The 25,198-nt window shown below is 47.2% G+C and carries 25 protein-coding genes; 18 read left to right on the top strand and 7 right to left on the bottom strand.

The window, feature by feature from the left end; all coding sequences use genetic code 11:
- Positions 1-39 precede the first annotated feature (39 nt).
- Positions 40-1,074: a permease gene (locus tag NYE45_RS16380; RefSeq protein ID WP_340013201.1), complete on the bottom strand. Its 1,035-nt coding sequence runs from the start codon at positions 1,072-1,074 to the stop codon at positions 40-42.
- Positions 1,075-1,297: 223 nt separating this feature from the next.
- Between NYE45_RS16380 and NYE45_RS16375 the strand changes: the two genes are divergently transcribed.
- The 7 genes from NYE45_RS16375 to NYE45_RS16345 all read left to right on the top strand — a co-directional run bounded on the left by NYE45_RS16375 (position 1,298) and on the right by NYE45_RS16345 (position 6,806).
- Positions 1,298-2,497: a GTP-binding protein gene (locus NYE45_RS16375; RefSeq protein WP_340013200.1), complete on the top strand. Its 1,200-nt coding sequence runs from the start codon at positions 1,298-1,300 to the stop codon at positions 2,495-2,497.
- Between the two features lie 69 nt (positions 2,498-2,566).
- The gene (gene rpmG / locus NYE45_RS16370) at positions 2,567-2,716 is read left to right on the top strand and encodes a 50S ribosomal protein L33 (RefSeq protein WP_036613813.1); all 150 of its coding nucleotides are present in this window, start codon (positions 2,567-2,569) and stop codon (positions 2,714-2,716) included.
- Between the two features lie 49 nt (positions 2,717-2,765).
- The gene (locus NYE45_RS16365; protein ID WP_340013199.1) at positions 2,766-3,473 is read left to right on the top strand and encodes a metal ABC transporter ATP-binding protein; all 708 of its coding nucleotides are present in this window, start codon (positions 2,766-2,768) and stop codon (positions 3,471-3,473) included.
- The gene (locus NYE45_RS16360) at positions 3,419-4,312 is read left to right on the top strand and encodes a metal ABC transporter permease (RefSeq protein ID WP_340013197.1); all 894 of its coding nucleotides are present in this window, start codon (positions 3,419-3,421) and stop codon (positions 4,310-4,312) included. The genes NYE45_RS16365 and NYE45_RS16360 overlap by 55 nt, the downstream gene beginning before the upstream one ends.
- Positions 4,299-5,414: a zinc ABC transporter substrate-binding protein gene (locus NYE45_RS16355; protein WP_340013196.1), complete on the top strand. Its 1,116-nt coding sequence runs from the start codon at positions 4,299-4,301 to the stop codon at positions 5,412-5,414. Before NYE45_RS16360 ends, NYE45_RS16355 begins: the two co-directional genes overlap by 14 nt.
- Positions 5,415-5,578: 164 nt before the next feature.
- Positions 5,579-6,061 carry a hypothetical protein gene (locus NYE45_RS16350; RefSeq protein ID WP_340013195.1) on the top strand — a complete coding sequence of 161 codons (483 nt, stop codon included), beginning with the start codon at positions 5,579-5,581 and terminating at the stop codon, positions 6,059-6,061.
- Positions 6,062-6,104: 43 nt separating this feature from the next.
- The gene (locus NYE45_RS16345; RefSeq protein WP_340013194.1) at positions 6,105-6,806 is read left to right on the top strand and encodes a M50 family metallopeptidase; all 702 of its coding nucleotides are present in this window, start codon (positions 6,105-6,107) and stop codon (positions 6,804-6,806) included.
- Between the two features lie 111 nt (positions 6,807-6,917).
- Here the strand turns inward: NYE45_RS16345 and NYE45_RS16340 are convergent, their stop codons facing one another.
- The 5 genes from NYE45_RS16340 to NYE45_RS16320 form a co-directional block, all read right to left on the bottom strand.
- Positions 6,918-7,289 carry a DUF4363 family protein gene (locus NYE45_RS16340; RefSeq protein ID WP_340013193.1) on the bottom strand — a complete coding sequence of 124 codons (372 nt, stop codon included), beginning with the start codon at positions 7,287-7,289 and terminating at the stop codon, positions 6,918-6,920.
- Between the two features lie 26 nt (positions 7,290-7,315).
- A complete protein-coding gene (locus NYE45_RS16335) occupies positions 7,316-8,044 on the bottom strand; it encodes a DUF421 domain-containing protein (protein ID WP_340013192.1) in 729 nt (242 codons plus the stop codon).
- A gap of 206 nt (positions 8,045-8,250) precedes the next feature.
- Positions 8,251-9,114, bottom strand: a complete 864-nt coding sequence (locus tag NYE45_RS16330; protein ID WP_340013191.1) for an SDR family oxidoreductase — start codon at positions 9,112-9,114, stop codon at positions 8,251-8,253.
- Entirely contained in the window at positions 9,111-10,178 is a 1,068-nt protein-coding gene (uxuA, locus tag NYE45_RS16325) for a mannonate dehydratase (protein ID WP_340013189.1), read from the bottom strand. Before uxuA ends, NYE45_RS16330 begins: the two co-directional genes overlap by 4 nt.
- 40 nt (positions 10,179-10,218) lie before the next feature.
- Positions 10,219-10,893 (bottom strand): GntR family transcriptional regulator, encoded by a 675-nt coding sequence (locus tag NYE45_RS16320; RefSeq protein ID WP_340017388.1) that lies wholly within the window; start codon positions 10,891-10,893, stop codon positions 10,219-10,221.
- Positions 10,894-11,152: 259 nt separating this feature from the next.
- Between NYE45_RS16320 and NYE45_RS16315 the strand changes: the two genes are divergently transcribed.
- Complete coding sequence (locus NYE45_RS16315; RefSeq protein WP_076331658.1) at positions 11,153-11,455, top strand: metalloregulator ArsR/SmtB family transcription factor; 303 nt, start codon at positions 11,153-11,155, stop codon at positions 11,453-11,455.
- Between the two features lie 90 nt (positions 11,456-11,545).
- Positions 11,546-12,949 (top strand): aldehyde dehydrogenase, encoded by a 1,404-nt coding sequence (locus NYE45_RS16310; protein ID WP_340013188.1) that lies wholly within the window; start codon positions 11,546-11,548, stop codon positions 12,947-12,949.
- Positions 12,950-13,028: 79 nt separating this feature from the next.
- Here the strand turns inward: NYE45_RS16310 and NYE45_RS16305 are convergent, their stop codons facing one another.
- Positions 13,029-13,940 carry an AraC family transcriptional regulator gene (locus tag NYE45_RS16305; protein ID WP_340013187.1) on the bottom strand — a complete coding sequence of 304 codons (912 nt, stop codon included), beginning with the start codon at positions 13,938-13,940 and terminating at the stop codon, positions 13,029-13,031.
- A gap of 402 nt (positions 13,941-14,342) precedes the next feature.
- Between NYE45_RS16305 and NYE45_RS16300 the strand changes: the two genes are divergently transcribed.
- From NYE45_RS16300 to NYE45_RS16260, 9 genes are all read left to right on the top strand, one after another.
- Entirely contained in the window at positions 14,343-16,532 is a 2,190-nt protein-coding gene (locus NYE45_RS16300) for a glycoside hydrolase family 52 protein (protein WP_340013186.1), read from the top strand.
- Entirely contained in the window at positions 16,529-18,670 is a 2,142-nt protein-coding gene (locus tag NYE45_RS16295) for an alpha-glucuronidase family glycosyl hydrolase (RefSeq protein WP_340013185.1), read from the top strand. Before NYE45_RS16300 ends, NYE45_RS16295 begins: the two co-directional genes overlap by 4 nt.
- Before the next feature lie 105 nt (positions 18,671-18,775).
- Positions 18,776-19,843 carry an NAD(P)-dependent alcohol dehydrogenase gene (locus tag NYE45_RS16290; RefSeq protein WP_340013184.1) on the top strand — a complete coding sequence of 356 codons (1,068 nt, stop codon included), beginning with the start codon at positions 18,776-18,778 and terminating at the stop codon, positions 19,841-19,843.
- Between the two features lie 169 nt (positions 19,844-20,012).
- Positions 20,013-20,279 (top strand): HPr family phosphocarrier protein, encoded by a 267-nt coding sequence (locus NYE45_RS16285; RefSeq protein ID WP_026081056.1) that lies wholly within the window; start codon positions 20,013-20,015, stop codon positions 20,277-20,279.
- A 145-nt stretch (positions 20,280-20,424) separates the two neighbouring features.
- On the top strand, positions 20,425-20,676 hold the full coding sequence (locus tag NYE45_RS16280) for a type B 50S ribosomal protein L31 (protein WP_062834756.1): 252 nt from the start codon (positions 20,425-20,427) through the stop codon (positions 20,674-20,676).
- A 215-nt stretch (positions 20,677-20,891) separates the two neighbouring features.
- On the top strand, positions 20,892-21,200 hold the full coding sequence (locus NYE45_RS16275; protein WP_340013183.1) for a Dabb family protein: 309 nt from the start codon (positions 20,892-20,894) through the stop codon (positions 21,198-21,200).
- Positions 21,201-21,349: 149 nt separating this feature from the next.
- The gene (locus NYE45_RS16270) at positions 21,350-22,111 is read left to right on the top strand and encodes an SDR family oxidoreductase (RefSeq protein WP_340013182.1); all 762 of its coding nucleotides are present in this window, start codon (positions 21,350-21,352) and stop codon (positions 22,109-22,111) included.
- Positions 22,112-22,368: 257 nt separating this feature from the next.
- Complete coding sequence (poxB, locus tag NYE45_RS16265) at positions 22,369-24,096, top strand: ubiquinone-dependent pyruvate dehydrogenase (protein WP_340013181.1); 1,728 nt, start codon at positions 22,369-22,371, stop codon at positions 24,094-24,096.
- A 321-nt stretch (positions 24,097-24,417) separates the two neighbouring features.
- A complete protein-coding gene (locus NYE45_RS16260; RefSeq protein WP_062834752.1) occupies positions 24,418-25,173 on the top strand; it encodes an SDR family NAD(P)-dependent oxidoreductase in 756 nt (251 codons plus the stop codon).
- Positions 25,174-25,198: the final 25 nt, after the last annotated feature.

Below are 25,198 nucleotides of genomic sequence, written 5' to 3'. Positions count from 1 at the left end.
AGATTAACTATTCAGGTCATGAAGAATATTGCCCAACCTTTATACCAGCAGATTAATCAGCCACGAACCGGCAAAGACGAGCGTGATAATCGCTAGACTTAGCCCAATAACAAACCGAGTACGGAAGGTCGAGAGCAGCATCAGGGTGCTTTTGAAATCCAGCATTGGACCAAGCACGAGGAAGGATACCAGCGGCCCTAGTGCAAACGTATGTGAGAACGCAGAAGCCACAAAAGCATCAGAAGTGGAGCAGAGAGACAGTACATAAGCAAAGCCCATCATGAACACGTAGGAGGCAACAGGACCATTGCCAAGTGAGATCAGATCGCTGCGGCTAATGAATGTTTGGATGCAGGCTGTAATCAAGGCACCAATCACCAGATATTTGCTCATATCGACGAATTCGTCTCCGGCATGAATGAAGAAGCTGCGCCAGTTTTTCACATGGTTATGATCATGAGCATTTGCGTGTGCATGAGATTGCGCCATTTTAAACCCGAGATGTGTCTTGACCTCTGTCACTGCGACCTTTGGCATCCGAAGGGGATTTCGACGAACAAACACATACACGAGCATGCCTATGGAAGCTGCTACGGCAAAGGCGAGTCCCATACGGGCAATGGTAATCTCAGGATGGGAGGGAAAGGCGAGCAAGGTTGCCGTAAATACGATGGGATTGACTACGGGACCACTCAAGATGAACGTCACTGCGATATAGGCTGGCATTCCTTTGTGCATCAACCTTCTCACTACCGGGATCATGCCACATTCACAGATGGGGAAAATAATACCTAGCAGTCCCGCGACCAGCACACCACCGATCGGATTCTTGGGCGTGAGTTTACGGACCATTTCTTCAGATACAAACCACTGCATGAGCGAGGACAATAACACACCCATGAGCAGAAAAGGTGCGGCTTCAAGGAAAATACCTATGAATACGGTTTTCATATTTTGCAAAGCTTCACTGTTCCATGCTTCCTTCAAGTCTGGAGCCATTGTGATCAACACGGGAACAAGAAATGCACAAGGGATCAGCAAGGACAGGAGCTTCAGATTGGCTGCCATTTTCATGAAACAGACCTCCACAACTAGGACTTTGCTAAAATATATGCTTGTACGTGCGGCAACATACATCATTCCTATGTTCTAATCAACATTTTTACGATTAATCAGGATTTTTCATCATATTAGAGTTGACAACCTAAAGAAAACTGCGGTATAGTTCGGATTGATCGTCATTAATAGTAATTATTACGATTAAATTTACGACTTAAACAGAGTGGAGGAAGCAGAAATGTCAGATCAACAGGTTCAACAGCGGGTTCCAGTCACCGTACTTAGTGGATATTTGGGTGCAGGCAAAACGACACTTCTCAACCATGTGCTTCATAACCGTGAGGGGATGCGGGTTGCTGTCATCGTCAATGATCTCAGTGAGGTTAATATTGATGCAGGTTTAATACGAGATGGTGGAGGGCTATCGCGCATTGATGAGAAGCTGGTAGAGATGTCCAATGGTTGCATCTGCTGCACATTGCGGGAGGATCTGTTGAAAGAAGTCGAGCGGCTGGCGTTGGATGGTTCTTTTGACTACATACTGATTGAATCCACGGGTATTGGTGAGCCGGTACCTGTTGCGCAGACGTTTACGTATATCGATGAGGAACTTGGCATTGATTTGACGAAGTTCACTCGTCTCGACACGATGGTTACGGTTGTCGATGCTGCCCAGTTCTGGCGTGATTTTTATTCCAAAGAAACACTGAAGGATCGCGGACAGGAAGCCGGGGAGGACGATGTTCGCGGAATCGTTCATCTGCTGACGGATCAGGTGGAATTCTGTGATGTGCTGATTCTGAACAAATGTGATTTGGTATCGGAGGAAGAACTGACGAAGCTTGAAAAGGCACTGAACGCCATGCAACCGGAAGCCAAGCTCATTCGCACGACACATGGTCAGATTGATCCGAGAGAGATATTGAATACGGGACGTTTTGATTTTGAAAAAGCAAGCCAGTCCGCGGGTTGGATCCGCGAATTAATGAAAGAGGAACATACCCCGGAGACTGAAGAATATGGAATTCATTCATTTGTCTATCATCGTAAACGTCCATTCCATCCGGAACGGTTGCTGCGTTGGATTGCGAAATGGCCAGATAACATCGTGCGATCCAAAGGCCTGATGTGGCTGGCAACAAGGAACCATATGGCGATCTCTTTCAGTCACGCAGGTACATCAAAGCAGCTTGCGCCAGCAGGAATATGGGTAGGAGCGATGAGTGAGGAGGAAAGGCAACTTCATTTTGGCGATACATTGCCAAGCATACCGGACTGGGATGATGAGTGGGGTGATCGCGTAACCAAATTAGTATTTATCGGCATTGATATGGACCGGGCGGAGATTGAACGTACATTGGATGAGACTCTTCTTACGGAGGAAGAGATGTGGATGAACTGGCGTGAACTGAAAGATCCTTTTCCCGCGTGGAGTTGACAAACGAAAAAGCATAGGCTAATATCATTAAATAGTAATGATTACGATTAAAAAGAGGAGGCAACAACCATGAGAGTCATTGTAACCTTAGCCTGCACCGAGTGCGGCGATCGCAACTATACAACAACCAAGAACAAACGTAACCATCCGGAGAGACTTGAGATGAAGAAGTACTCCCCACGTCTGAAGAAAATGACGATCCATCGGGAAACACGCTAAATTTTTTTGTTATTTTTAAATCGTAATATTTACGAAAAGAGGGGAAGGCATGATACTATCCTCCATGCGTGATGTTGTATTTGGATATGGCAAAGAGCCGGTCATTGATCAACTGTCGCTGGATATCCATGTGGGAGAGTTCATAGGCATCACAGGTCCCAATGGTTCTGCCAAAACGACCCTGTTAAAGCTGCTGCTGGGGCTATTGAAGCCCTGGAGCGGCACGATACATATGAATCCGCAGTTGAAACGTGGGAACAAGTACAATATCGGTTATGTGCCCCAGCAGGTTGCATCGTTCAATAGTGGATTTCCCAGTACGGTGAATGAACTGGTCCGGTCCGGATGTTACACCAGGCTGGGATTATTCCGCAGATTCACAGCAGAGCAGGATGCCATCGTTGAACGCAGTCTGCGGGAAGTTGGTATGTGGGAATATCGGAATACACGCGTCGGTGAGCTGTCTGGCGGACAGAAGCAGCGGATCTGTATTGCCAGAGCTATGGCTGGGCAACCGCAGGTTCTGGTACTGGATGAGCCAACAACGGGAATGGACCGCCACAGCCGTGAAGGATTTTACAATCTGATGCGCCACTATGTTGATGCTCATGGGATAACAATTATTATGGTTACTCATGGACTGGAAGAAATGGGGAATCGATTGGATCGAACGATTACTTTGGAGCGGCAAGAAAGTGAGGAATGGCAGTGTTTGAGTACGAATTCATGCAACGTGCCTTCTTGGCAGGTGGACTGATTGGAGTCATCGCTCCAATTCTCGGGGTCTATCTGATGCTCAGGCGGCAGGTCCTTATGGCAGACACGTTATCCCATGTCTCACTCGCAGGGGTTGCGCTCGGTTCGGTCATGAATCTTAACCCGGTGATTTGCGGATTCGCCATAGCAATTATCGGTGCATTACTGGTTGAACAACTGCGGCGAAGTTACCGAACCTACAGCGAGGTACCTGTGGCGATCATCATGACTTCAGGGCTGGCTCTTGCTGTGGTGTTGATGAGTCTCAAAACCAATCTGTCCAAGACATTCAGCTCATACTTATTCGGATCTATTGTCGCGGTTAGCGATATACAGTTGTGGATGATGGCAGGAGTATGTGTCATAGGGTTACTTTTTTTCATCCTGCTCCGAAGACCGTTGTATAGCTTTACGTTTGATGAAGAGACTGCTTCCATTGGAGGCGTTCAGGTAAGAGGATTATCGTTTGCATTTGCCATTCTGACAGGAATGACGGTAGCTTCAGCCATGCCGATCGTCGGTGTGTTGCTGGTTTCTGCTCTCATTGTATTGCCTGCTGCCTTGGCACTAAGAGTGTCTCGTAGTTTTACAGCAGCGATTATTGTCGCGGTAATTACAGGTTTAATCGGTATTTTTAGCGGACTCACCACATCTTATCATCTAAATACACCACCGGGAGGAACAATTGCCCTTATCCTGTTGGTCATCCTATTGACTGGAATATCAGCACAAAAGCTGATTGCACGATATAACCGCAAGCGTCACCGCAAAGAAACGAAATCACAGCACGTCATTCTGGTCAACCATTCTAGGAGGAATACATCACATGAAATTCAGTAAAAAAGCTACGCTCGGATTGTTGTTCAGTCTCACACTTATCGTCGCAGGCTGCGGACAAAAATCCGCTTCTGATGCAAATACAGCTTCGACAGGCACTTCCGTTCCAGTCGAGACGGAAACCGCAAAATTAAACGTGCAGGTCAGCTTCTACCCGATGTATGAGTTCACCAAAAATGTGGCAGGTGATCTGGCTGATGTGCATACCCTCGTTCCAGCAGGAATGGAGCCTCATGATTGGGAGCCCACACCACAAGATATTGCCAGCATTGAAAAAGCGGACGTGCTTGTATACAACGGTGCGGGTATGGAATCATGGATGGATCAGGTCACCGGAAGTCTGAGCAACGCTTCGCTCATTCAAGTGGAAGCGAGTCATGGAATTAACCTGCTTGAAGGCACAGAAGATGAGCATGACCATGGTCATGAAGATTCCGATGGAACGGATACACATGATCATGAGGATGAATCTGCTGGGGAAGCACATGATCACGATCATGCAGATGAAGTGGCTACGGAAGAACACGACCATGATCATGACGCCGAGGCAGAAGAAGCAGGACATGATCACGATCACGGTGGACTCGATCCCCATGTATGGCTGTCACCTGCATTGGCTGTAAAGGAAGTGCGTAATATTGAAGCGGGATTGGCACAGGCTGCCCCGGAACATGCTGAACAGTTCAAGCAGAATGCAGATGCCTACGTTGCTCAACTGGAGTCACTGGACCAGGACTTCAAGGCGGCTGTGACGGATAGCAAACGCAAAGATTTCATCACACAACACGCTGCATTTGGTTACCTTGCACAGGAATACGGATTGCAACAGGTGCCCATCGCAGGATTGTCTCCTGAGCAAGAACCTTCAGCAGCGCAGATGGCATCTGTCATTGATTTTGCGAAAGAGCATCAGGTGAAGACAATTTTCTTCGAAACACTGGTTTCATCCAAAGTGTCTGAGACGATCGCAAGTGAAGTGGGAGCCAAAACGGCTGTATTAAATCCGATTGAGGGACTCACCGAAGAAGAGATCGCGGCGGGTATGGACTACATTAGCGTGATGAGACAAAATTTGGAGGCTCTGAAACTGGCGCTGAACGAATAATAAAAGATCAGTTTGATGCCTCTCACCGAAAAAGGTACAATAATACAACATGCTGAGGAATGGATCGCCATTCCTTTGCCTTTTGCCAAGCAGAGAGCACAGTGATGTGCTCTCTCTTTGTTGAATAAGGTGACCGGATCAAGGAGAACAGGAGGACGCATTAGATGAATTTAAATGAGGAACATGAAGTGCTGTTAACTGAACAGCCTGCCCATCTGTGGAGACGGCGGAAGCTCGAGCTGATGCAATGGACGGAACGTGACAAACATACGGTATCCGCGAAGAGAACAGTGATTTGGAACGGTGTTGAAGTCGATGCTGAACTTGTGAAGGCATTGTCCATACTTCAGAGTGCGGGCGTGAGGACGGAATTTTCATGTGCAGGGGTGAGTCCGCTCGATGAACCTGTCGATCATTCCCTCTATGCTTATGTTACCCTGATACAAAGTGAGGTTGCAGATCAATTCGTGCACTATGCTGTCCGTCGGATGCGGAATCGACTGCTCGTTACGCTAGAGGCCGAAAAGGGACGTTATGATCTGTCTTCTTTTTTCATTGGACACAATCGAAGCTTCTGCTGGTGGATGGAGCACTGTGCCTTACAGTTCGGAAGCCGAAACGAATCGAGTGAAAAAAGCGTAGTATAAAGGATAGGCTTGTTTATTTGAAGGTAAAGGAGGTATGGCACGATTGAATAAGTGGGTCAAAACGATACTGTTTCTGCTAGGTTCCGTCTTTCTAACACGGTTCATTCCATTCTCGTCCTTGTTCCGTAACCTGGATACGATGATTCACGAATTCGGTCATGCACTAATGACACTGGTATTGTCCGGTAAAGTGCTGCGGATTGAATTGTACGCTGATCATAGCGGCGTGACCTATTCGTCGATGCTGACGCCAGGCAGATCGATCCTGGTTTCTCTGGCGGGATATATCAGTGCATCACTGTTCGCCTGGCTGTTGTTCTACTTATACCGCAAAGGCTTGCATATGTGGGGACTTGGGATTATGACGGCTGTAGCTCTAGTATCTCTCCTGTTATATGTAAGAGGGGAGTTCGGCATGTTATGGCTTACCGGGTTCATCGTTCTGAATGTGGTCATTATGATATTTGGTGCCAAGATCGTGAAGTTCTACTATCTGTTACTAGCGTTTCTTACACTGGAAGAGTCAGTGGTGAGTAGCGTATACGTCGGATTTATGTCCTGGACTCAGCCTTCACGAGCAGGGGATGCAGCGAATCTCGCTCAACAGACATTCCTTCCCGCGCTGTTCTGGGGCACACTGTTTGCTCTATTTTCACTGTGGTGTGCGAACAGAGCACTGACTCTCTTTTTCCGCAAAGAAAGCACTTCGCGATCGTCACGGTCTCGGCGATTACGAAGAGCGTAATGGATATAAAGTTATATAAAAGCAAAGAAGGCACTTCCTTTCTTCATGAAAGGAGAGTGCCTTTTGCTTTTGGACTGACATCTGGTATTCAACACAGATTATTGAACGAACCTAATCACCAAGGTTATCCCATAGGACATAAAAGTAATAAATCTCTTCCATAATCGCCTTATCATCCTGTGCTGCAACGCCGCCTTTCATCCGAGCAAGTGTCCCGAGAATATCATAAATTGATTCACGCTCCACACTGAACTGAATGCGGTTGACGATTTTATCCCAAGCCTGCAATGCATAATTAATTTGAGTCTTGGCTTCAGCCCAGTTTTGGCCCTCGACCTGTTTCTCCAACATTTGTACAGATTCAAGCAAGCGATCATCGTTGCCAAAGGGCTTTTTGAGAAAAGCTCCGCTAGCCATAATTGCAACGAACACAAGAATGAGGAAGATCGGAAGCACATATAGCAGCCAGAACCGCGTTTTCATTCAACCGCCTCCTTGATGTAAAGAGTTTAGAAAGGCCCTTCATAATCGCCCATATCGATTTTTTCGGTGATTTTATCCTTGAACAGGTCAACATACAATTTGTCATTGGGTAAAATGGCGGCAAAAGCGATATCCTGTATCGTGATGTTTTGCTTTTTCAGCTGCTCACTGAGCCAGTTAATATCTTTGTTTCTTTCCTCCAGATTTTGCTTAATCAGCAGGCCATCAATGATAATCTCGGTCATCAGCTTGCTCTTAGGCGGGTGCATATGCATGTCTTTCGCGGTTACCGGTTGATTCTCGGGTTTTAAAACAACCGAGAGGCTGCCATCCGGCTCCAGAATGGCGTAATCCAGTGTCGTAATATCAAATACATCCTTCTGCCGCAGCATCATGGTCAATTCGTCAAATTTGACTCGCATTTTACTCAGGTTCTGTTCGAGAATTTTACCGTTCTGGATGATCAATGTGGGATCAGAGTCCATCAGTTTGGAGATGGTGCGATTCTTCAGCGTAATATACTGAAAGATGATCGTAATGATTGTGAATATGGTCAAGGCCACAAAATGAATCCACGCCTTGGAGGAGAGATCAGTTGCAAACGTACCCGCAATGGAACCGATTGTAATGCCGTTAATATAATCAAAATACGTCAAGTTACCCATCTGCTGCTTGCCCAACACCCTTGTGTAGATGATCAGGGTTAGAAAGGCAATAATAGACCGTACGGCAACAACCCATGTTTCTTCCATCATATATGTATCACCTTCCTTTATTTCACCATAGCTCTATAAGAGGTTGTGTAAAAAGTTAGCTTTTGAACAGGCATTATAACAAGCTTTTCCTACGCTGGATGATCTTATGCTTGAACGCAAAAAACCGAAACCTGGGTATGTATCCCAAGCTTCGGTCTCTATAAATTCTCTATATTAGTTGAACTGATTCATTTACACGTTAATCATTAAACACCAGAATACGCCATAAATCCGCCATCTACCGGAATGACTGTGCCTGTGACGAAGCCGGATTGTCTTTCATCCGCAAGCCACATCAATGTGCCCAGCAGATCCTCCGGTTTGCCGAAGCGGCGCATAGGAGTATGGGCAATGATTTTACTAGAACGTTCCGTAGGTGAGCCATCTGGTTGCAGCAATAGATTGCGATTTTGTTCAGTCAAGAAGAATCCGGGTGCAATGGCGTTGACACGAATACCGGATTCGGCCAGATGAACGGCGAGCCACTGCGTGAAGTTGTTAATCGCTGCCTTCGCAGCGCTGTACGCAGGAACTTTCGTCATAGGCGATGGGGCGCTCATGGAAGAAATATTAATGACCGTTGCCGGAACATCACGCTCAATCATATGCTTTGCAAAGATCTGAGTAGGGATGAGGGAACCGACAAAATTCAGATCCATGACCTGCCGAAATCCCTCTACACTCACATCGAAAAACGTAGTAACGTCGCTCTGTTCCAGATCTTCCAATCTGAAAATTTCATTCGTGGTATTGGCACTGGCGTTATTACCACCCGCGCCATTAATGAGAATATCACAGGGTCCAAGCTGTTCCAGCACAGCATCTGCCGCCGCCTGCACACTATCGGTCTGGGTTACATCACAAGCAATAGCAATCGCTCTGCCACCAGCAGCTTCAATTGCAGCTACAACATCCTGACCCTTGGAAACGGTGCGGTTCAGGATGGCTAGACTTGCACCATGCCGAGCAAGTTCTTCCGCCATGGAGCGGCATAATACTCCAGCACCTCCAGTAATTACAGCTGTTCTGCCTTCGAGACGAGATGAGCGTTCATATTGGTGTTCACTCATGCTTTTGCCCTCCTTTGCAGAGAATCCCAGACGCCCCAGAGATACATGATCCCCAAAGCCCGGTCATAGAGTCCATAGCCAGGTCGGCATTGTTCTCCCCAGAGATGACGACCATGGTCGGGTCTTGCATAACCTTCATAACCGATATCGTGATAAGCCTCTACAACCCCTGCAATATCAACACTTCCATCCTGACTGCGGTGGGAGGTTTCAATGAAGTCGCCGTTATCGTAGATTTTAACATTACGAATATGGGCAAATGGAATCCGGTCCTTGAACTCGTGAATCATTCCGATAATGTCATTGTCGGCACTCGCTCCAAGGGAGCCACTGCACAGCGTCACGCTATTGTAAGGGCTATCATAAAGATTTAGATATTTGCGAACATTCTCCTGACTCGTAATAATCTTCGGTAATCCAAAGATCGGCCATGGCGGGTCATCCGGATGGATGGCCATTCGAATCCCCAGCCGTTCTGCTGCAGGAATAATCTCTTGCAGGAAATAACGCGCATGCTCCCACATATGTTCCTCAGTTACATCCTTGTATGCTTCAAACAGTCCGGTTAAATACTGCAATCGTTCCGGTTCCCAACCTGGCATGGTGAGTGCGGAGTTCTCTGTAATGCGTCGAACCAGTTCCAGGGGTTCTATATCTGCGAGTTTACTGTGCTCATAGAAGAGGGCAGTTGAGCCATCCTCCATTTCCTTGTGCATATCCGTGCGAAGCCAGTCGAAGATCGGCATAAAGTTGTAACAGATGACCTTCACACCGACCTGAGCCAGTTTCTCCATCGTTTTAATATAGTTCGCAATGTATTTATCCCTTGATGGCAGGCCCAACTTGATATCCTCATGGATGTTCACACTCTCAACGACATCCAGATGTAACCCGGCCTTGTCTGCTGCCGCTTTGACAGCGAGTATTTTGTCCATCGGCCATTCCTCGCCAGCAGGAACATCGTGCAGCGCCCACACAATACCTTCAACACCCGGAATCTGCCGGATGTGATCCAGTGTTACCGTATCATTGCCTTCGCCAAACCAGCGAAACACCATTCTCATCACGTTCACCTCATCATGAATAGTAGTAAGAAGAATTCAGTCATTGAAAATAGGATGGATATGTATCCTGCAGGACAGCCAAATCGGTGACAGTTAAATGCAGGTGTTCCTGCATCAGTCGCTCTGCCGTATGGGCATCATGCTCTTGTATAGCCTGGACCATGGACCTGTGCTGTTCGATCAGGTGATCCCACTGGTGATCCGAGGACAGGCGAAGCATGCGACTGCGATTCAAATGTACATTCATCTGCTGGATGACAGTCCAGGTGTTGCTTTTGTTACAGCCTGCAAAAAGAGTGCTATGGAATTCCTCATCCAATTGGAACATTCGTTCATCATCCGGGTTGACCCTGCATTCCTGTTGACGTGCAAGATTCTGTTCAAGTGCCATCATCTGTTCGTCCGGAAAATGCTCGCAGGCGAGTCTGATTACGGCTCGTTCCAGCTGTTCACGCATGAACCGTGCTTCCTCAACCAGATCGAGCTGGATCAGAGAGACGTATGTGCCACGCTGTGGATACACTTCCAGCAGACCTTCTTGAGCAAGCCTTACAAAACTTTCTCGAACCGGGGTCCGGCTGACCTGGAACTCCAGCGAAATTTCCTTCTCGGAAATGGCTGTTCCCGGAGGCATTTTCAGGTTCAAAATGAGCTGCTTCAGTGTGACGTACACGGCATCTCGTGTCGAGTAAGATTGCTTGTTCAGAGAAGACAGACTGTTCGCAGCAGGCGACAAGCCGGCTTTGGATGATAACTTTGGGGTATATTCCACAACTTCAACTCCTTCATTGACATACTACCATACTTGTATGGTAGTGTGGAAGCGCTTTATCGTCATTATATTGAATTTATTTGATGATTTACTTGCAGTTCAAAGGAGTAGAGAGTACAATTCAATCATTAGGTTCGAATGTTTAAACCAACAGACATCGAATAGAGAATAATATACGAAGAATAGTACAGAGGTGAACACCATGGGACAAAAAGCGATTAGCGTTTTTCAAACCTGTATCCCGTTATTTCAAGTATTAAGTGACAACCATCGTCAAGCCATTTTACTGACACTTACCGAGAAGGGCAGAATGACGGTGAATGAAATTACCGAACAATCCAGCTTATCCCGGCCAGCGATATCTCATCATCTCAAGCTGTTGTTAGAGAAGGGGCTTATATCTGTGGAACAGAAGGGCACACAGCGCTATTATTCGGCTTCATTGAATGCTTCAGTGGAACTGCTGAAGGAATTGGTAGCTGCTTTGGAAGAAGAGTGTCTGTAGATTAATGGTGATCAAACATGCTTATGCATGTACCTTATAGGTTCGTAAGTTTAAACGTTTAATCAATAATGAATAGAGGAGTATGCATATATGACAACGACGATACAGGAAATAACCAGTCAGGAAGTTGAAGAGATTTTGGAGCAGCAACGACAATTCTTTCGTTCCGGGGCCACACGATCGGCAGAAGCCCGAATTGCCCGTCTGACCCAACTGAAGCAGGCGATTCAAAAGTACGAGACCAGACTCACAGAAGCCCTCTATCAGGATTTGGGAAAAAGTGAGTTCGAATCCTACACGACCGAGATCGGATTCATGATGGACAGCATTACACATACCATTCGTAAAGTGAAGAAATGGGTGAAACCCGTTAAAGTCAAAACGCAAATGGCACTCTTGGGTTCCAAGAGTGTGATTATACCTGAACCCTATGGGTCCGTTCTGATCATTGGACCTTTCAATTATCCATTTCAACTCTTAATCGAACCATTGGTAGGTGCGATTGCGGCAGGCAACACAGCCGTGCTCAAAGCCTCAGAGAATACACCTGCGGTGTCCGCCGTAGTCCGTGAAATGATCGCGACCGTGTTCGAACCGGCATACGTACAGGTACTTGACGGTGCCAAAGACACAACGACAGCGCTGATTAACGCGCCGTTTGACTATATCTTTTTTACAGGCAGTGTACCAGTAGGCAAGATTGTGATGGAGGCGGCTGCCAAAAATCTGGTTCCCGTTACGTTGGAACTTGGCGGCAAGAGCCCAGTCATCGTGGATGAACAGGCCGATATCAAAGTAGCTGCGGAGCGCATCATATGGGGCAAATTGCTCAATACAGGACAGACCTGTATAGCACCTGATTATTTACTCGTGCATGAGCGCGTGAAGGAACAGTTAGTTTCGGAGATGAAAACAGCAATCGTGTCTTTCTTTGGATCAGATATCCAACACAACAAGGACTATGGGCGTATCGTGAACAAGGGACATTTTAAACGTTTGACGACGCTGATTGAACGGGATCAGGCCAAAGTGATATATGGGGGAGCATCGGATGAGGAAGATCGATTCATTGAACCTACTTTGATTGATGCGGAGTCCTGGGATGCAGCGACGATGGAAGATGAGATTTTTGGACCGATTCTACCGATCATCAGCTATCGTAACCTGGATGAAGCCATTACAGAGATCGTAAAACGGCCAAAACCGCTCGCCTTGTATCTGTTTACTTCCGACACCCAAGTCCAGGCTAAAGTGCTGCACGAAGTTTCATTTGGAGGCGGCTGCATTAACGATACCATTACGCATGTAGCGAATCCGCGTCTGCCATTTGGCGGTGTTGGTCATTCTGGTGTTGGCTCGTATCATGGGCAGTATAGCTTCGAGACCTTCTCCCATCTCAAAAGTGTTCTGAAAAAAAGCACCAAATTGAATCTGCCGATTCTGTATCCACCGTATGATAACAAGCTGAAGTTGATTAAGCGTTTGTTGAAATAACCCTTATATAAATACAGAGAACCTCTTGAATCGAATTAAGCGAAATGTTGAATCAAGCCCAACAGCCTGCTACTGGACCTTATTCCAAAGCAGGCTGTTCCTGTCGGTAACGGGATGGCGACATGCCGGACCAGCGCTTGAATTGACGACTGAAATGGGCAATATCCTTGTACCCCAGCATGACTGCAATATTTTGAACAGACAGCTTCGGATTGCCCAGAAGAAGCTTCGCTTCATGCAGAACCAACTGGGACAATACAGCGCGGGGAGACTGACCGAATACCTGCTTGAAGACACGATTACAGTGAGAAGAACTGATGCCCAGCTCTGCTGCAATATCATCAATGCCATAGTGTCCTTCCGATTCGTGTCCCTGTTTGAATTGCTGACTCATCAGGCCTTGCAATCGATTGCGAATCTGATGGGCGAGTTCGATCTTCTCGTGTCCGTCCGTAAACCATTGCGCGGCTTCCTGTGAGACGGCATCCCACAGATGGCCGAATAGTTCGAATACTGCCGATTGCAACTGCATACGCTGCACCATCGTACTTGCTGCTTCATCATCCGCAGCTGACATCAATTTGCGCAAAACGGGCTCAATCTGCTGCGTCACCGGACTATCCACACTGAAAAGTACTTGTTTAATACGCGCCAGCAATGATAGGAATAACTGATCATCTATGTCAAAATGCATGCAAAAATACGTGAATCCCTTGCCATGATGACTCTGGCTTGAATGAATGCTTCCCGGAGGAATCAGGAGCAGTTCGCCAGCCTTTTGAATATACAGTGTACCGTTCACCATCATGCGTTGCTCGCCTTCCGTGACATAGTTCAATTCATATTGAGGGTGCTCATGCGCCGGGTAATCCCAGTCTGTACCGACACTTCGCAAATGAATGGCGAACAGATTGACCGTTGTTTGCACATCTGGGTAAAAAACTTCATGGACACTTTCTCCCAAATCGGGAGGCAAGAACGTTGAAGACATGGAAGATCCCCCTTTATAGAGGTTGTTCAAAAAAAGCGCTTTTGATTACGTAGGATGCCTAGTGGCATCATCAGCATCGAATATGGCATTCAGCCGAAATAAGTGTAGGGCTTACGAAGTATGTTTCCTTTGGAAACATTGCGGTTGTTCTCGTAGCTCTATCTACGCTCCGCTACTCCATTTCTAACTTCATCCCATCTTCTTGGTACTGAAAACCACTCTTTTTGAACTCGAATTTATATCAAACAGAATGCTTTTGTGTAACCGCTTTAATTCATTATAGTCTATCAGCTTGATTTGGGTAAATATCCGATTGATTTGATCATGGTCTGAGGTGGAACCACATGTTAGGATGGGGCTAATGAAAACGTATGCATACCATTCTGAGAGGGGTTATGATTCATGAGCACATCCAAATCCATCTTTTATAATGCACATCACGCACCGATTGGTGCTTTTGCCAGTTTTACACTGGGATACAAAGGAGCCAAGGGCGGGCTGGGTCTGGAACTCGGCAAGCCGGCAGATCAGAATGTATATATTGGATTACAATCTCGCGATGGAGAGAATTATCAGGCACTTCCTTTTTATGAAGCTTCCGAGGATGAGAGCAGCCGTTATGATGTAGAGAAGTTGGAGAATGGGGACACGGCGTCGACGACTGCATCAAAGGCTCCACAACCTCTTATTACGGCTTTTCGGGATGAAGATATTACCCGTGAATTCACCTCAGGTACGGATACGTGGATTGCGGGAGATCTGACGTTCCGTATCTACTCGCCTGTACGTCCAGTACCTGATCCAACGAGTGGAGATCGTGAAGCCTTAATGGATGCACTGGTACCTGCCGTATTGGTCGAGATGACGATTGACAACACGCAAGGTCAACAATCTCGCAAAGCCTACTTTGGCTATCAGGGCAATGATCCGTACTCTGCGATGCGTCTGATTGGAGGACCGGAAGGTGGTTCCATCACAGGTGTTGGACAAGGTCGACTTACAGCCATTATGTCAGCAGATGACGGACTGTGGCCCGCGCGCGGGTTTACGTTGGAGAAGCTGCTACAGGAGAAGCATCGGGAGAATCTGGCTTTTGGACTTGGTGGAACTGCGGCATTACTGCTGGAGGTTCCGGCTGGACAGAAACGTACATATCAATTCGCGGTATGTTTCTATCGTGGGGGTATTGTGACGACCGGAATGGACACGACGTATTGGTATACGCGGTATTTTGCTGATATCCAGGCCGCAGGAGAGTATGCACTTCAACGTTTCAGTGAGTTGACTGCATCCTGTGAAGAGGTTGAACAGCGCCTTGGAACGGCTGCTTTGAGCGAAGATCAATCATTCATGCTTGCTCATTCCATTCACAGCTATTATGCCAGCACTCAACTGCTGGATGCCGATGGTGAGCCACTCTGGGTGGTGAACGAAGGGGAGTATCGGATGATGAACACACTTGATTTGACGGCTGATCAGTTGTACTTCGAGCTTGCCTTGAATCCCTGGACGGTGCGGAATGAGCTGGAGTGGTTTGTAAAACGGTATAGTTATACGGATCAGGTTCGTTTCCCGGGGGAAGAGAAGTTGTACCCAGGCGGGATTACCTTTACCCATGATATTGGTGTAGCCAATGTGTTCTCACGCCCCGGACACTCGGCATATGAGCTAGTGGGCATCGATGACTGCTTCTCACAGATGAGCCATGAAGAATTGGTGAACTGGCTCTGCTGTGCGACTGTATACATTGAACAGACACAGGATCAGGCTTTTGTGAAAAACATGCTGCCTGTTATTCAGGATTGCTTCGAAAGCATGCTTAATCGGGACCATCCCGACGCTGAGCAGCGTAACGGTCTGATGGGCCTGGATAGCAGCCGTACCCAAGGTGGAGCCGAAATTACAACCTACGACAGCCTGGATGTGTCACTTGGACAGTCTCGCAATAATATCTATCTGGCGGGTAAATGTTGGGCGGTATATGTTGCATTGGAGAAGCTGTTCGCAACTGAGAAGTTGGCGGATCTGTCACATCAAGCAGGGCTTCAAGCGGATCGCTGCGCTGCCAGTATCGCTGCACAGTTGACTGATGGTGGCTACATTCCGGCTGTGATTGCAGAAAATAATGATTCCCGAATTATTCCGGCGATTGAAGGTCTGGTGTTCCCTTACTTTACAGGCTGTGAAGCAGCACTGGATATCAATGGGCGCTTTGGACCTTACCTGAAGGCACTCCAAACCCATCTGAAAACGGTTCTTGTACCGGGAACATGTCTGTTCGAAGATGGAGGCTGGAAACTGTCCTCAACAAGCAATAACTCCTGGCTGAGCAAAATCTATCTGTCCCAATTTATTACTAGAGAACTGCTGGGCGTGGAATGGGATGAGACAGGCAAGGAAGCAGATGCGGCTCATGTAAACTGGCTGCTGCATCCGGAAGAATCCTACTGGTGCTGGAGTGACCAGATCCTGTCTGGTGTGGCGGTTGGCAGCAAGTATTATCCTCGTGGAGTAACGTCCATTCTATGGCTGCTCGAAGGCAAAGGAAATCAACTTGCGCAGATCTATGCCAGCAAGGAGGCGGTACAATGAGCCAATCTGTCGTTCAATCTGGTCTGTCCGGTCCACAATACGATGCATGGCTGGGGTACCACTCCACATTGTCAGGAGAGAATGGCTTTGCCAAGAAGCTGGCTCCACTTTGGAGCAGGCTGATCTTGGCCGAAGAGAACCATCAGATCATTACGACAGCTCTGACCGAGCTTTCACTGGGACTGGAGAAGTTGTATGGCGTGAAACCCACGGTCAGTCAGCTGACTGCTTCTGAGTCTAGTGAGCGGAACGAGTATGCTCCTGCAATACGGATCGGTACATGGACAGGGAGCGATGCCGTGGCAGGCTCGTTTAGCGAAACCGAGCGTTCTGCTGTGCAAGGGGAAGGATATATCCTTCGCAAGGACGAGGCAGAAGGTGTACTGGTCATTGGATCAGAGACTCCCCAAGGTGTGCTGTATGGTACATTCCATCTGCTTCGGGAGCTGACACTTGATCCAGGAATTGCAAGTGAAACGGAAGAAGATGCAAACAAGTGGAGTTTTATTGCCGAGCAGCCAACCAATGCGCTACGGATGATTAATCAGTGGGATAACGTGGACGGCAGCATTGAGCGTGGTTACGCAGGGAATTCCATTTTCTATGATAACGGGGAATTCACGCAGGACCTGGGACGCATCCGGGATTATGCAAGGTTGCTTGCTTCTACGGGAATCAATGCCATATCGATCAACAACGTCAACGTACACCGACATGAGAGTCTGTTCCTGACCGAACGTTACTTGGGTAATGTGGCGAAGGTTGCCGCTGAATTCAGAGCCTATGGCATTCGACTGTTCTTGAGCGCCAACTACGCTAGTCCAATCGAGATTGGTGGATTGCATACGGCAGATCCGTTGGATAAGCAGGTACGGGAATGGTGGAACATTCAAACGGCCAAGGTGTATGCAGCCATTCCGGATTTTGGCGGATACCTCATCAAGGCAGACTCGGAGAATCGTCCAGGGCCGTTCACGTATAACCGGGATCATGCGGATGGTGCGAACATGCTGGCCGAAGCGCTTCGGCCATTCGGTGGCTTGGTGATCTGGCGTTGCTTCGTCTATAACTGCAAGCAGGACTGGCGGGATCGCTCCACAGATCGTGCGCGGGCAGCGTATGACCACTTTACGCCGCTGGATGGGCGGTTTGCCGATAATGTCATTCTGCAGATTAAGAACGGGCCGATGGACTTTCAGGTGAGAGAAGCAGTATCCCCGCTCTTCGGCGCCATGGAAAATACGAATCAGGTCATTGAGTTTCAGATTACACAGGAGTATACCGGGCAGCAGCGTCATCTGTGTTATCTGGTTCCCCAATGGAAAGAAGTATTGGACTTTGACACATACGCCAAAGGTGAAGGTTCAGAAATCAAACGAATCGCAGACGGTTCTCTGTATAAACGACCTCATAGCGGCTTCGCTGCAGTATCCAATATTGGTGCAGATGCCTGCTGGACAGGACATCCGCTCGCGCAGGCGAATCTGTATGGATATGGAAGACTTGCGTGGAATCCGGAGTTGTCCGCGGAAGAGATTGCCGATGAGTGGGTGAGGCTGACGTTTGGACATGAAGATGAAGTCGTGCGGCAGGTTAAGGGTATGCTTTTGAATTCGCTAGATATCTATGAAAATTATACGGCACCTCTCGGTGTAGGCTGGATGGTTAACCCGGAGCATCATTATGGGCCGAATGTAGATGGTTATGAGTATTCCAAATGGGGAACGTATCACTTTGCCGATTGTCACGGCATTGGTGTAGATCGAACCGTGAAGAGCGGCACAGGGTATACCTCGCAGTATCACCCTGAGAATGCTGATCGTTATGAGTCCTTGGACACCTGTCCGGATGAGTTGATCTTATTTTTCCATCACGTGCCGTACACCCATGTTCTGCATTCGGGTAAGACAGTCATTCAGCATATTTATGATACACACTTTGAAGGTGCTGCGCAGGCAGAGGCGCTAGCCGAGACATGGAGACAGCTGGAGGGGAAAGTGGACCCCGTTATCTTCGACAAAGTTGCTTCATTACAATACAATCAGGCCGAACATGCGAAGGAATGGCGGGACATGATCAATACGTACTTCTATCGCAAGAGCGGTATTGCGGATGAACAGGGTAGAACAATTTATTGAGTGGAATTGCAGTTGCGGATGAACTTGGTGATATGAAGAAAGAAGATACCCTGTTTTCTTTGATGTACAATAGACAGCATGGACATACATGAGGAGGAGATACGTATGGGACAACATCAATTGCCCGAGACCATGAAAGCTGCTGTCATGACAGAGCCAGGGCACATTATTATTGAGGAACAACCCGTCCCGCAGCCGGCTGCGGATGAGGTGTTAATTCAGGTGATGGCTGTAGGTGTGTGCGGCTCAGATGTACATTATTTTGAACATGGACGCATCGGCAGATTTGTGGTGGAGAAACCAATCATTCTGGGACATGAGTGTGCGGGGATTATTGCTTCTGTGGGCTCGAAGGTTTCACGTTTCAAGACAGGAGATCGGGTTGCCATTGAGCCTGGTGTCACATGCGGACGTTGCACGGCGTGCAAGGAAGGTCGCTATAATCTGTGTCCGGATGTACAATTTCTGGCGACTCCTCCGGTGGACGGGGCATTTGTACAATACATGACGATGCGTGAAGATATGGTATTTAAGATACCAGACCATCTGTCCTATGAGGAAGCGGCCATGAACGAGCCATTCTCCGTTGGGATTCACGCGGCTCGCCGGAGCAAGCTGGCTCCGGGTTCGACTCTTGCGATTATGGGGATGGGGCCCGTTGGACTGATGGCTGTTGCGGCTGCAAAATCATTTGGCGTAGAGAAGATCATCGTAACGGATCTGGAGGAAGTTAGGCTGGAAGCGGCTCGCCGCATGGGTGCCACTCATACCATTAATGTGCGGAATGAAGATGCGCTGGCTGTGATTCGTGAGTTAACCGGTGGTGTGGGTGTCGATACCGCATGGGAAACAGCGGGGAATCCGAAGGCGCTACAATCCGCTCTGTATTCACTTCGACGTGGAGGCAAGCTTGCGATTGTTGGCCTGCCGGCACAGGACGAGATTGCACTTAATGTTCCCTTTATCGCAGACAATGAAGTTGATATCTATGGCATATTCCGTTATGCCAACACGTATCCGGCAGGAATTGAGTTCCTGAGCTCCGGCCAGCATGACGTGATGTCCCTGATTACAGATCGTTATTCTCTGGAAGAGACACAGCAGGCGATGGAGCGTGCCTTGCACAATAAGAGTGGCAGTCTTAAAGTCATGGTATATCCGAACGGCAGATAGAACCATACTGGGAGGGTCCTGGAATTCAGGACTCTTTTTTGATTTTTTTTTCGCAAAATAAAGGGATAGACAAGCTCCCATAACATGGTATAATTCATGAAGATTTTAATATATAAAATGATACACACCTCTTAGGTGAACAAGTACTTAGCGAAAGGAACTGAAGGTTGTGAGAGTACATGAATTTATGATTCACGCTGATTTTCATCGGGATGATCTGATGTCGGTATCTTCTCAAGCGTCACGTTTTTCCTCGGATATTATTTTGTCGTATATGGAGTCTGAGCATGAACATCGAGTAGATGTCAAAAGCCTGCTTGGAATGGCGTTACTTCCCATTCGATATGGTAGTGTTGTCAGATTACAGACAAGAGGCAGGGATGAGCTGGAGGCACTGGAGTACATGCTGAATGTACTGGAGAAAGGGACGGCGTGACACCTGATTGGGTGCAAAAATCACACAAATCATAATTTTTTTAGCTATTCCTCAAATCCTGCTGGTACTTTGTACAAAAAAAGAGTATAATAAAATTTAGTTTGATTCTAAAGAAGTACCCATATTAAAGGAGTGTAAATAGATTATGCCAAAAGTTGACATCCATCCAAAGACACAACTCGTAATTTTTTACGATGCAAGTGCTGATTTCAAATTCCTGAGTTCTTCCACGAAGTTCTCTAACGAAACTATGGAATGGGAAGACGGTAACTCTTACCCAGTAATTCGTGTGGACACTAGTTCCGCATCCCACCCGTTCTTCACTGGTAAACAAAGAAACGTGGATATCGGTGGCCGTGTTGATAAATTTAACCGTAAATACAACATCAACAAATAGTTTGACCATACATTACAAGAAAACCTCGGGATTCGTCCTGAGGTTTTTTTGTGTACATATTCAGGGTAAAGGCTTGTGAATTTCACTTCAAATTAATATTTGTGACTAGAAATATCCATTTCATTAAAAATTAATTCAACCAATTATTGCGCTTACAACACATTCGGATGTACACTAGGAAACAGAGTAAGAACATATTGGAGGAGGAAATAGAGATGAGCAGCATCACACATATGGTAACGTTTACACTTTACGCAGGTAAGGATACACCGGAGGCGGAAGCCTTTTTGAAGGAAAGTTCAGATGCACTTGCAGTCATTCCTGGCGTAGAGCAGTTTCAGGTTCTGAGACAGGTAAGTGAGAAAAATGAGTTCGATTACAGCTTCTCGATGGTCTTTGCCGATCAGGCTGCGTATGATGCATACAACAATCATCCGGTTCACCGTCAATATGTAGAAGAGCGTTGGGAAAAGGAAGTCAGTCGCTTCCAGGAAATTGATCTCATTCAACATAATAATAAATAATCGTCCCTCATAGAGGATATAAGTTTGAACTGACATATACAGCATTGAATAATGCTGTATATCCCTCTAAATGAAGTTAATTCGTGTTGAGAAACAGACAAATTCGAAATCGTTTTCGATCAAATGAATTTAAGGAGGTTTTCGCTGTTATGCAATTGGATCTCACAGGAAAAACGGCTCTGGTTACAGGCGCAACCGGTCAACTGGGGAGAGTCATCGCCCGCACGTTGGCAGCCTGTGGCGCCAATCTGGCTCTACATTACATAAATAATGATACGAAGGCTCGGGAACTTCAGGGTGAGATTGAAGCACTCGGTCGTCAGGCTTTTATTGTACAGGGAGATATTACGAAGCAGGATACGGCATTTCGGATGCGTGATGAGATTCAGTCTGTCCTCGGCGGAGTGGATATTGTCGTTGCCAATGCGGTCATTCAGTATGAATGGACAACGGTGTTGGAGCAGTCGCCTGAAGATTATTTGAGCCAGTTCGAATCCTGTGTCATGCAGAGTGTATATCTTGCCAAAGCTTTCATTCCTCATATGCAAAACGTCAGAGCCGGTCGCTTCATTGGCATCAATACAGAATGTGCGATGCAAAATTTCGCTCACCAATCAGCCTACACTGCCGGTAAGCGTGGAATGGATGGTGTATATCGGGTGCTTGCCAAAGAGGTTGGCGAGTATCAGATTACCGTGAACCAGGTTGCACCTGGATGGACGATTAGTGAACGTGATCGCTCCAGTGAGCCTGGGCATGATGAGGCATATACTCGTACCGTGCCGCTGAAGCGCAGGGGTGAAGATCAGGAAATCGCCAATGCGGTGGCTTTTCTCGCCTCGGATCTGTCTTCATTTATCACGGGTGCCTATATCCCGGTAAGTGGCGGCAATGTGATGCCTGCTATCTAGTGTCTGATTTGGATTCAGGAATCCACATGAAATACGAATCAATCTAGTTTAACCGTAATCCGTTTGTCATTCGACAAGCGGATTTTTTGGCATTTTGCTAACACTGTAATAACGATTTAAGGGGCAGGTTTTTCGTTTTATATATCCAGAGATACATATGATTTGGTTCGGATTTCAGAAGATTGGGGTATAAGAATAGGTATATTAACAGAGTGGAAACATAATCAAAATGAGCAATTAAAGGAGACCCACTACTTATGAAAAAAACAGTCGCGGACGTTCTGGTTGAATCCTTATTGAACGCTGGCATCAAACGCATATATGGCATTGTGGGAGACTCCTTGAATGCGGTACTTGACTCCATCCGTCGTTCGGGCAAGATCGAGTGGATTCATGTACGACATGAAGAAGTGGCGGCTTTTGCTGCTGGGGCAGACGCTGAGGTCAGTGGAAGTATCGCTGTCTGCGCAGGTAGCAGTGGTCCTGGTAACATGCATCTGATTAACGGTCTGTACGATTGTCACCGCAACCGTGTTCCTGTACTCGCTATCGCTGCACATATCCCAAGTGATGAGATTGGCAGTGAATATTTTCAGGCGACACATCCCGAGTATCTGTTCCAGGAATGCAGTGATTATTGTGAAGTGATTACGACAGCGAAACAGATGCCGCGTTCCCTCACGATGGCCATCCAGACAGCAGTCGCACGTTCAGGTGTGTCTGTCGTTGTATTGCCGGGGGATGTAGCAGGACTTGAAGCAGCGGATCTGCCTGTCCCTGAGCATGTCTATCATGCGACCAATCCAGTGGTACATCCATCTGAGCCGGAACTCGTGAAACTGGCGGAATATCTGAATCAAGGTAAAAAAATTACGTTGCTGTGCGGTGCAGGCTGCGCGGGCGCTCGGGAACCCCTCATGCAGCTCTGCGATCGGTTGAAATCTCCGATGGTCATTGCGTTACGAGGCAAGGAATATTTGGAGTATGACAACCCCTATTCCGTAGGCCTTACGGGTCTAATCGGGTATTCATCCGGTTATCATGCCATGATGGACTGTGATGTACTACTGATGCTGGGAACGGATTTCCCATATCGTCAATTCTATCCCGAAGATGCGAAAGTCCTTCAGGTCGACATTCAATCTTCCCATCTGGGTCGGCGTACGAAGCTGGATTATGGCGTATGTGGGGATGTGAAAGCGACCATTGAAACTTTGCTTCCTTATCTGACAGAAGAACACAGTGACAAACATCTGCGTAAAAGTGTGGACCGTTATGTGAAAGTACGCAAAGATTTGGACGAGCTTGCCGTTGGCAAACCGGGTAAAAAGCCCATTCATCCGCAGTACCTGACCAAGGTCATTAGTGATGCCGCAGCCGAAAATGCAATCTTCACCTGTGATGTCGGTACTCCGACAGTATGGGCGGCCCGTTATATCGAGATGTCTCGCAATCGCAGGCTGCTCGGTTCATTCAGTCACGGTACGATGGCAAACGCTTTGCCACAGGCGATTGGCGCTCAGGTCGCTGATCCGGGCAGACAAGTCATCTCTTTGTCGGGTGATGGTGGTATTACGATGTTGATGGGTGATCTGTTGACACTGAAACAGCATAATCTGCCGATTAAAATTGTGGTCTTTAATAATGGAGCACTCGGTTTTGTTGAGCTGGAGATGAAAGCTGCCGGATTCCTGGAGTCTGGAACAGAGCTTGTAAATCCTAACTTTGCGATGGTTGCTCAGGCCATGGGCATGGAAGGTATTCGGGTTGAGGATCCGGATGAACTGGAAGGGGCTGTGCAGCGTGCGCTTCAGCATGAGGGTCCTGTGCTGATTGACGTGGTGGTGAATCGTCAGGAATTGTCCTTACCTCCGAAGATCGATATCAAACAGGCGGAAGGATTCACGCTATGGATGATGAAAGCGGTGCTGAATGGACGCGGGGACGAGATTATTGAATTGGCCAAAACAAATTTGCTAAGATAGGTGCTTTGATTAGTGGAAATTGCACCGTGCGAAGTTGTTAAGATAATCGACGTAAATAGCGTCTAACATCCAAAGGAGGAGCAGGCAGAAGTCATTATTTTTGTCTACTCCTCCAACTCAGTGCTGAATGTGTGATATATGATATAGTATGAATCCATATTATATGAATTGTTTTTATGTCGAAAGTCTATTAGAATAGGTAAAGTCAGGAAGGTTTTATGCCATTTTTGACCTACATATTGCATCATTACATGTACGAAGTTTCATATCGTATTCATCGATCCAATCACAAGATGACACACACACATGGAGGAGATCAACATGAGTCACGCAGGAAAAGTAGCCATTATTACTGGAGCAGGAAGTGGATTGGGCCAAGCAGCAGCATTGAAGCTGGCTGAGAAGGGCGCATCCATTGTTGTCGTGGATCTTGTCGAAGAGACAGGTCTTGAAACGGTTAAGCAGATTGAGAAGCTGGGAAGTAAAGCAATTTTTGTACAAGCAGATGTGAGTAAAGCACCTGAAGTTGAGAATTACGTGAAAAAAGCAGTCGAAGAGTTCGGACGAATCGACATGTTCTTTAATAATGCAGGTATTGCAGGTCCTGGGATCAAGTTGATCGAACATACAATCGAGCAGTTTGACCAGATTATTGATATCAACCTGAGAAGTGTATTCTACGGGTTGAAGTACGTGATTACAGAAATGCTCAAAACAGGTGGGGGTTCCATTCTGAACACAGCCTCCACAGCCGGTATTGTTGGTGTACCCGCAGTTGCACCTTACGCTGCAACCAAACATGGCGTGGTGGGTTTGACCCGTACAGCTGCGATTGAATATGGCAAGGACAACATTCGTGTAAATGCGATTGCGCCAGGTACGATTGAGACACCGATGGTTGTTCAGTTCGGTAAAGACAACCCTGAAGTGTTTAAGGCAACCGTTGACAGCATTCCATCTGGACGTCTGGGCAGACCGGAAGAGATCGCGAACCTGGTTTCCTTCCTGCTGGGTGATGAAGCGCCATATATCAATGGTGCAGTATATCCGATCGATGGTGCAGTTACGGCCCAATAAGAGTTCTGCTTATCGGGTAGAATAG

It is taken from the genome of Paenibacillus sp. FSL K6-1318 (assembly GCF_037976905.1).
Lineage (GTDB): Bacteria > Bacillota > Bacilli > Paenibacillales > Paenibacillaceae > Paenibacillus > Paenibacillus amylolyticus_A.
Note: the sequence above shows the minus strand (reverse complement) of the source record. Positions and strands in the feature narration are given on the sequence as shown.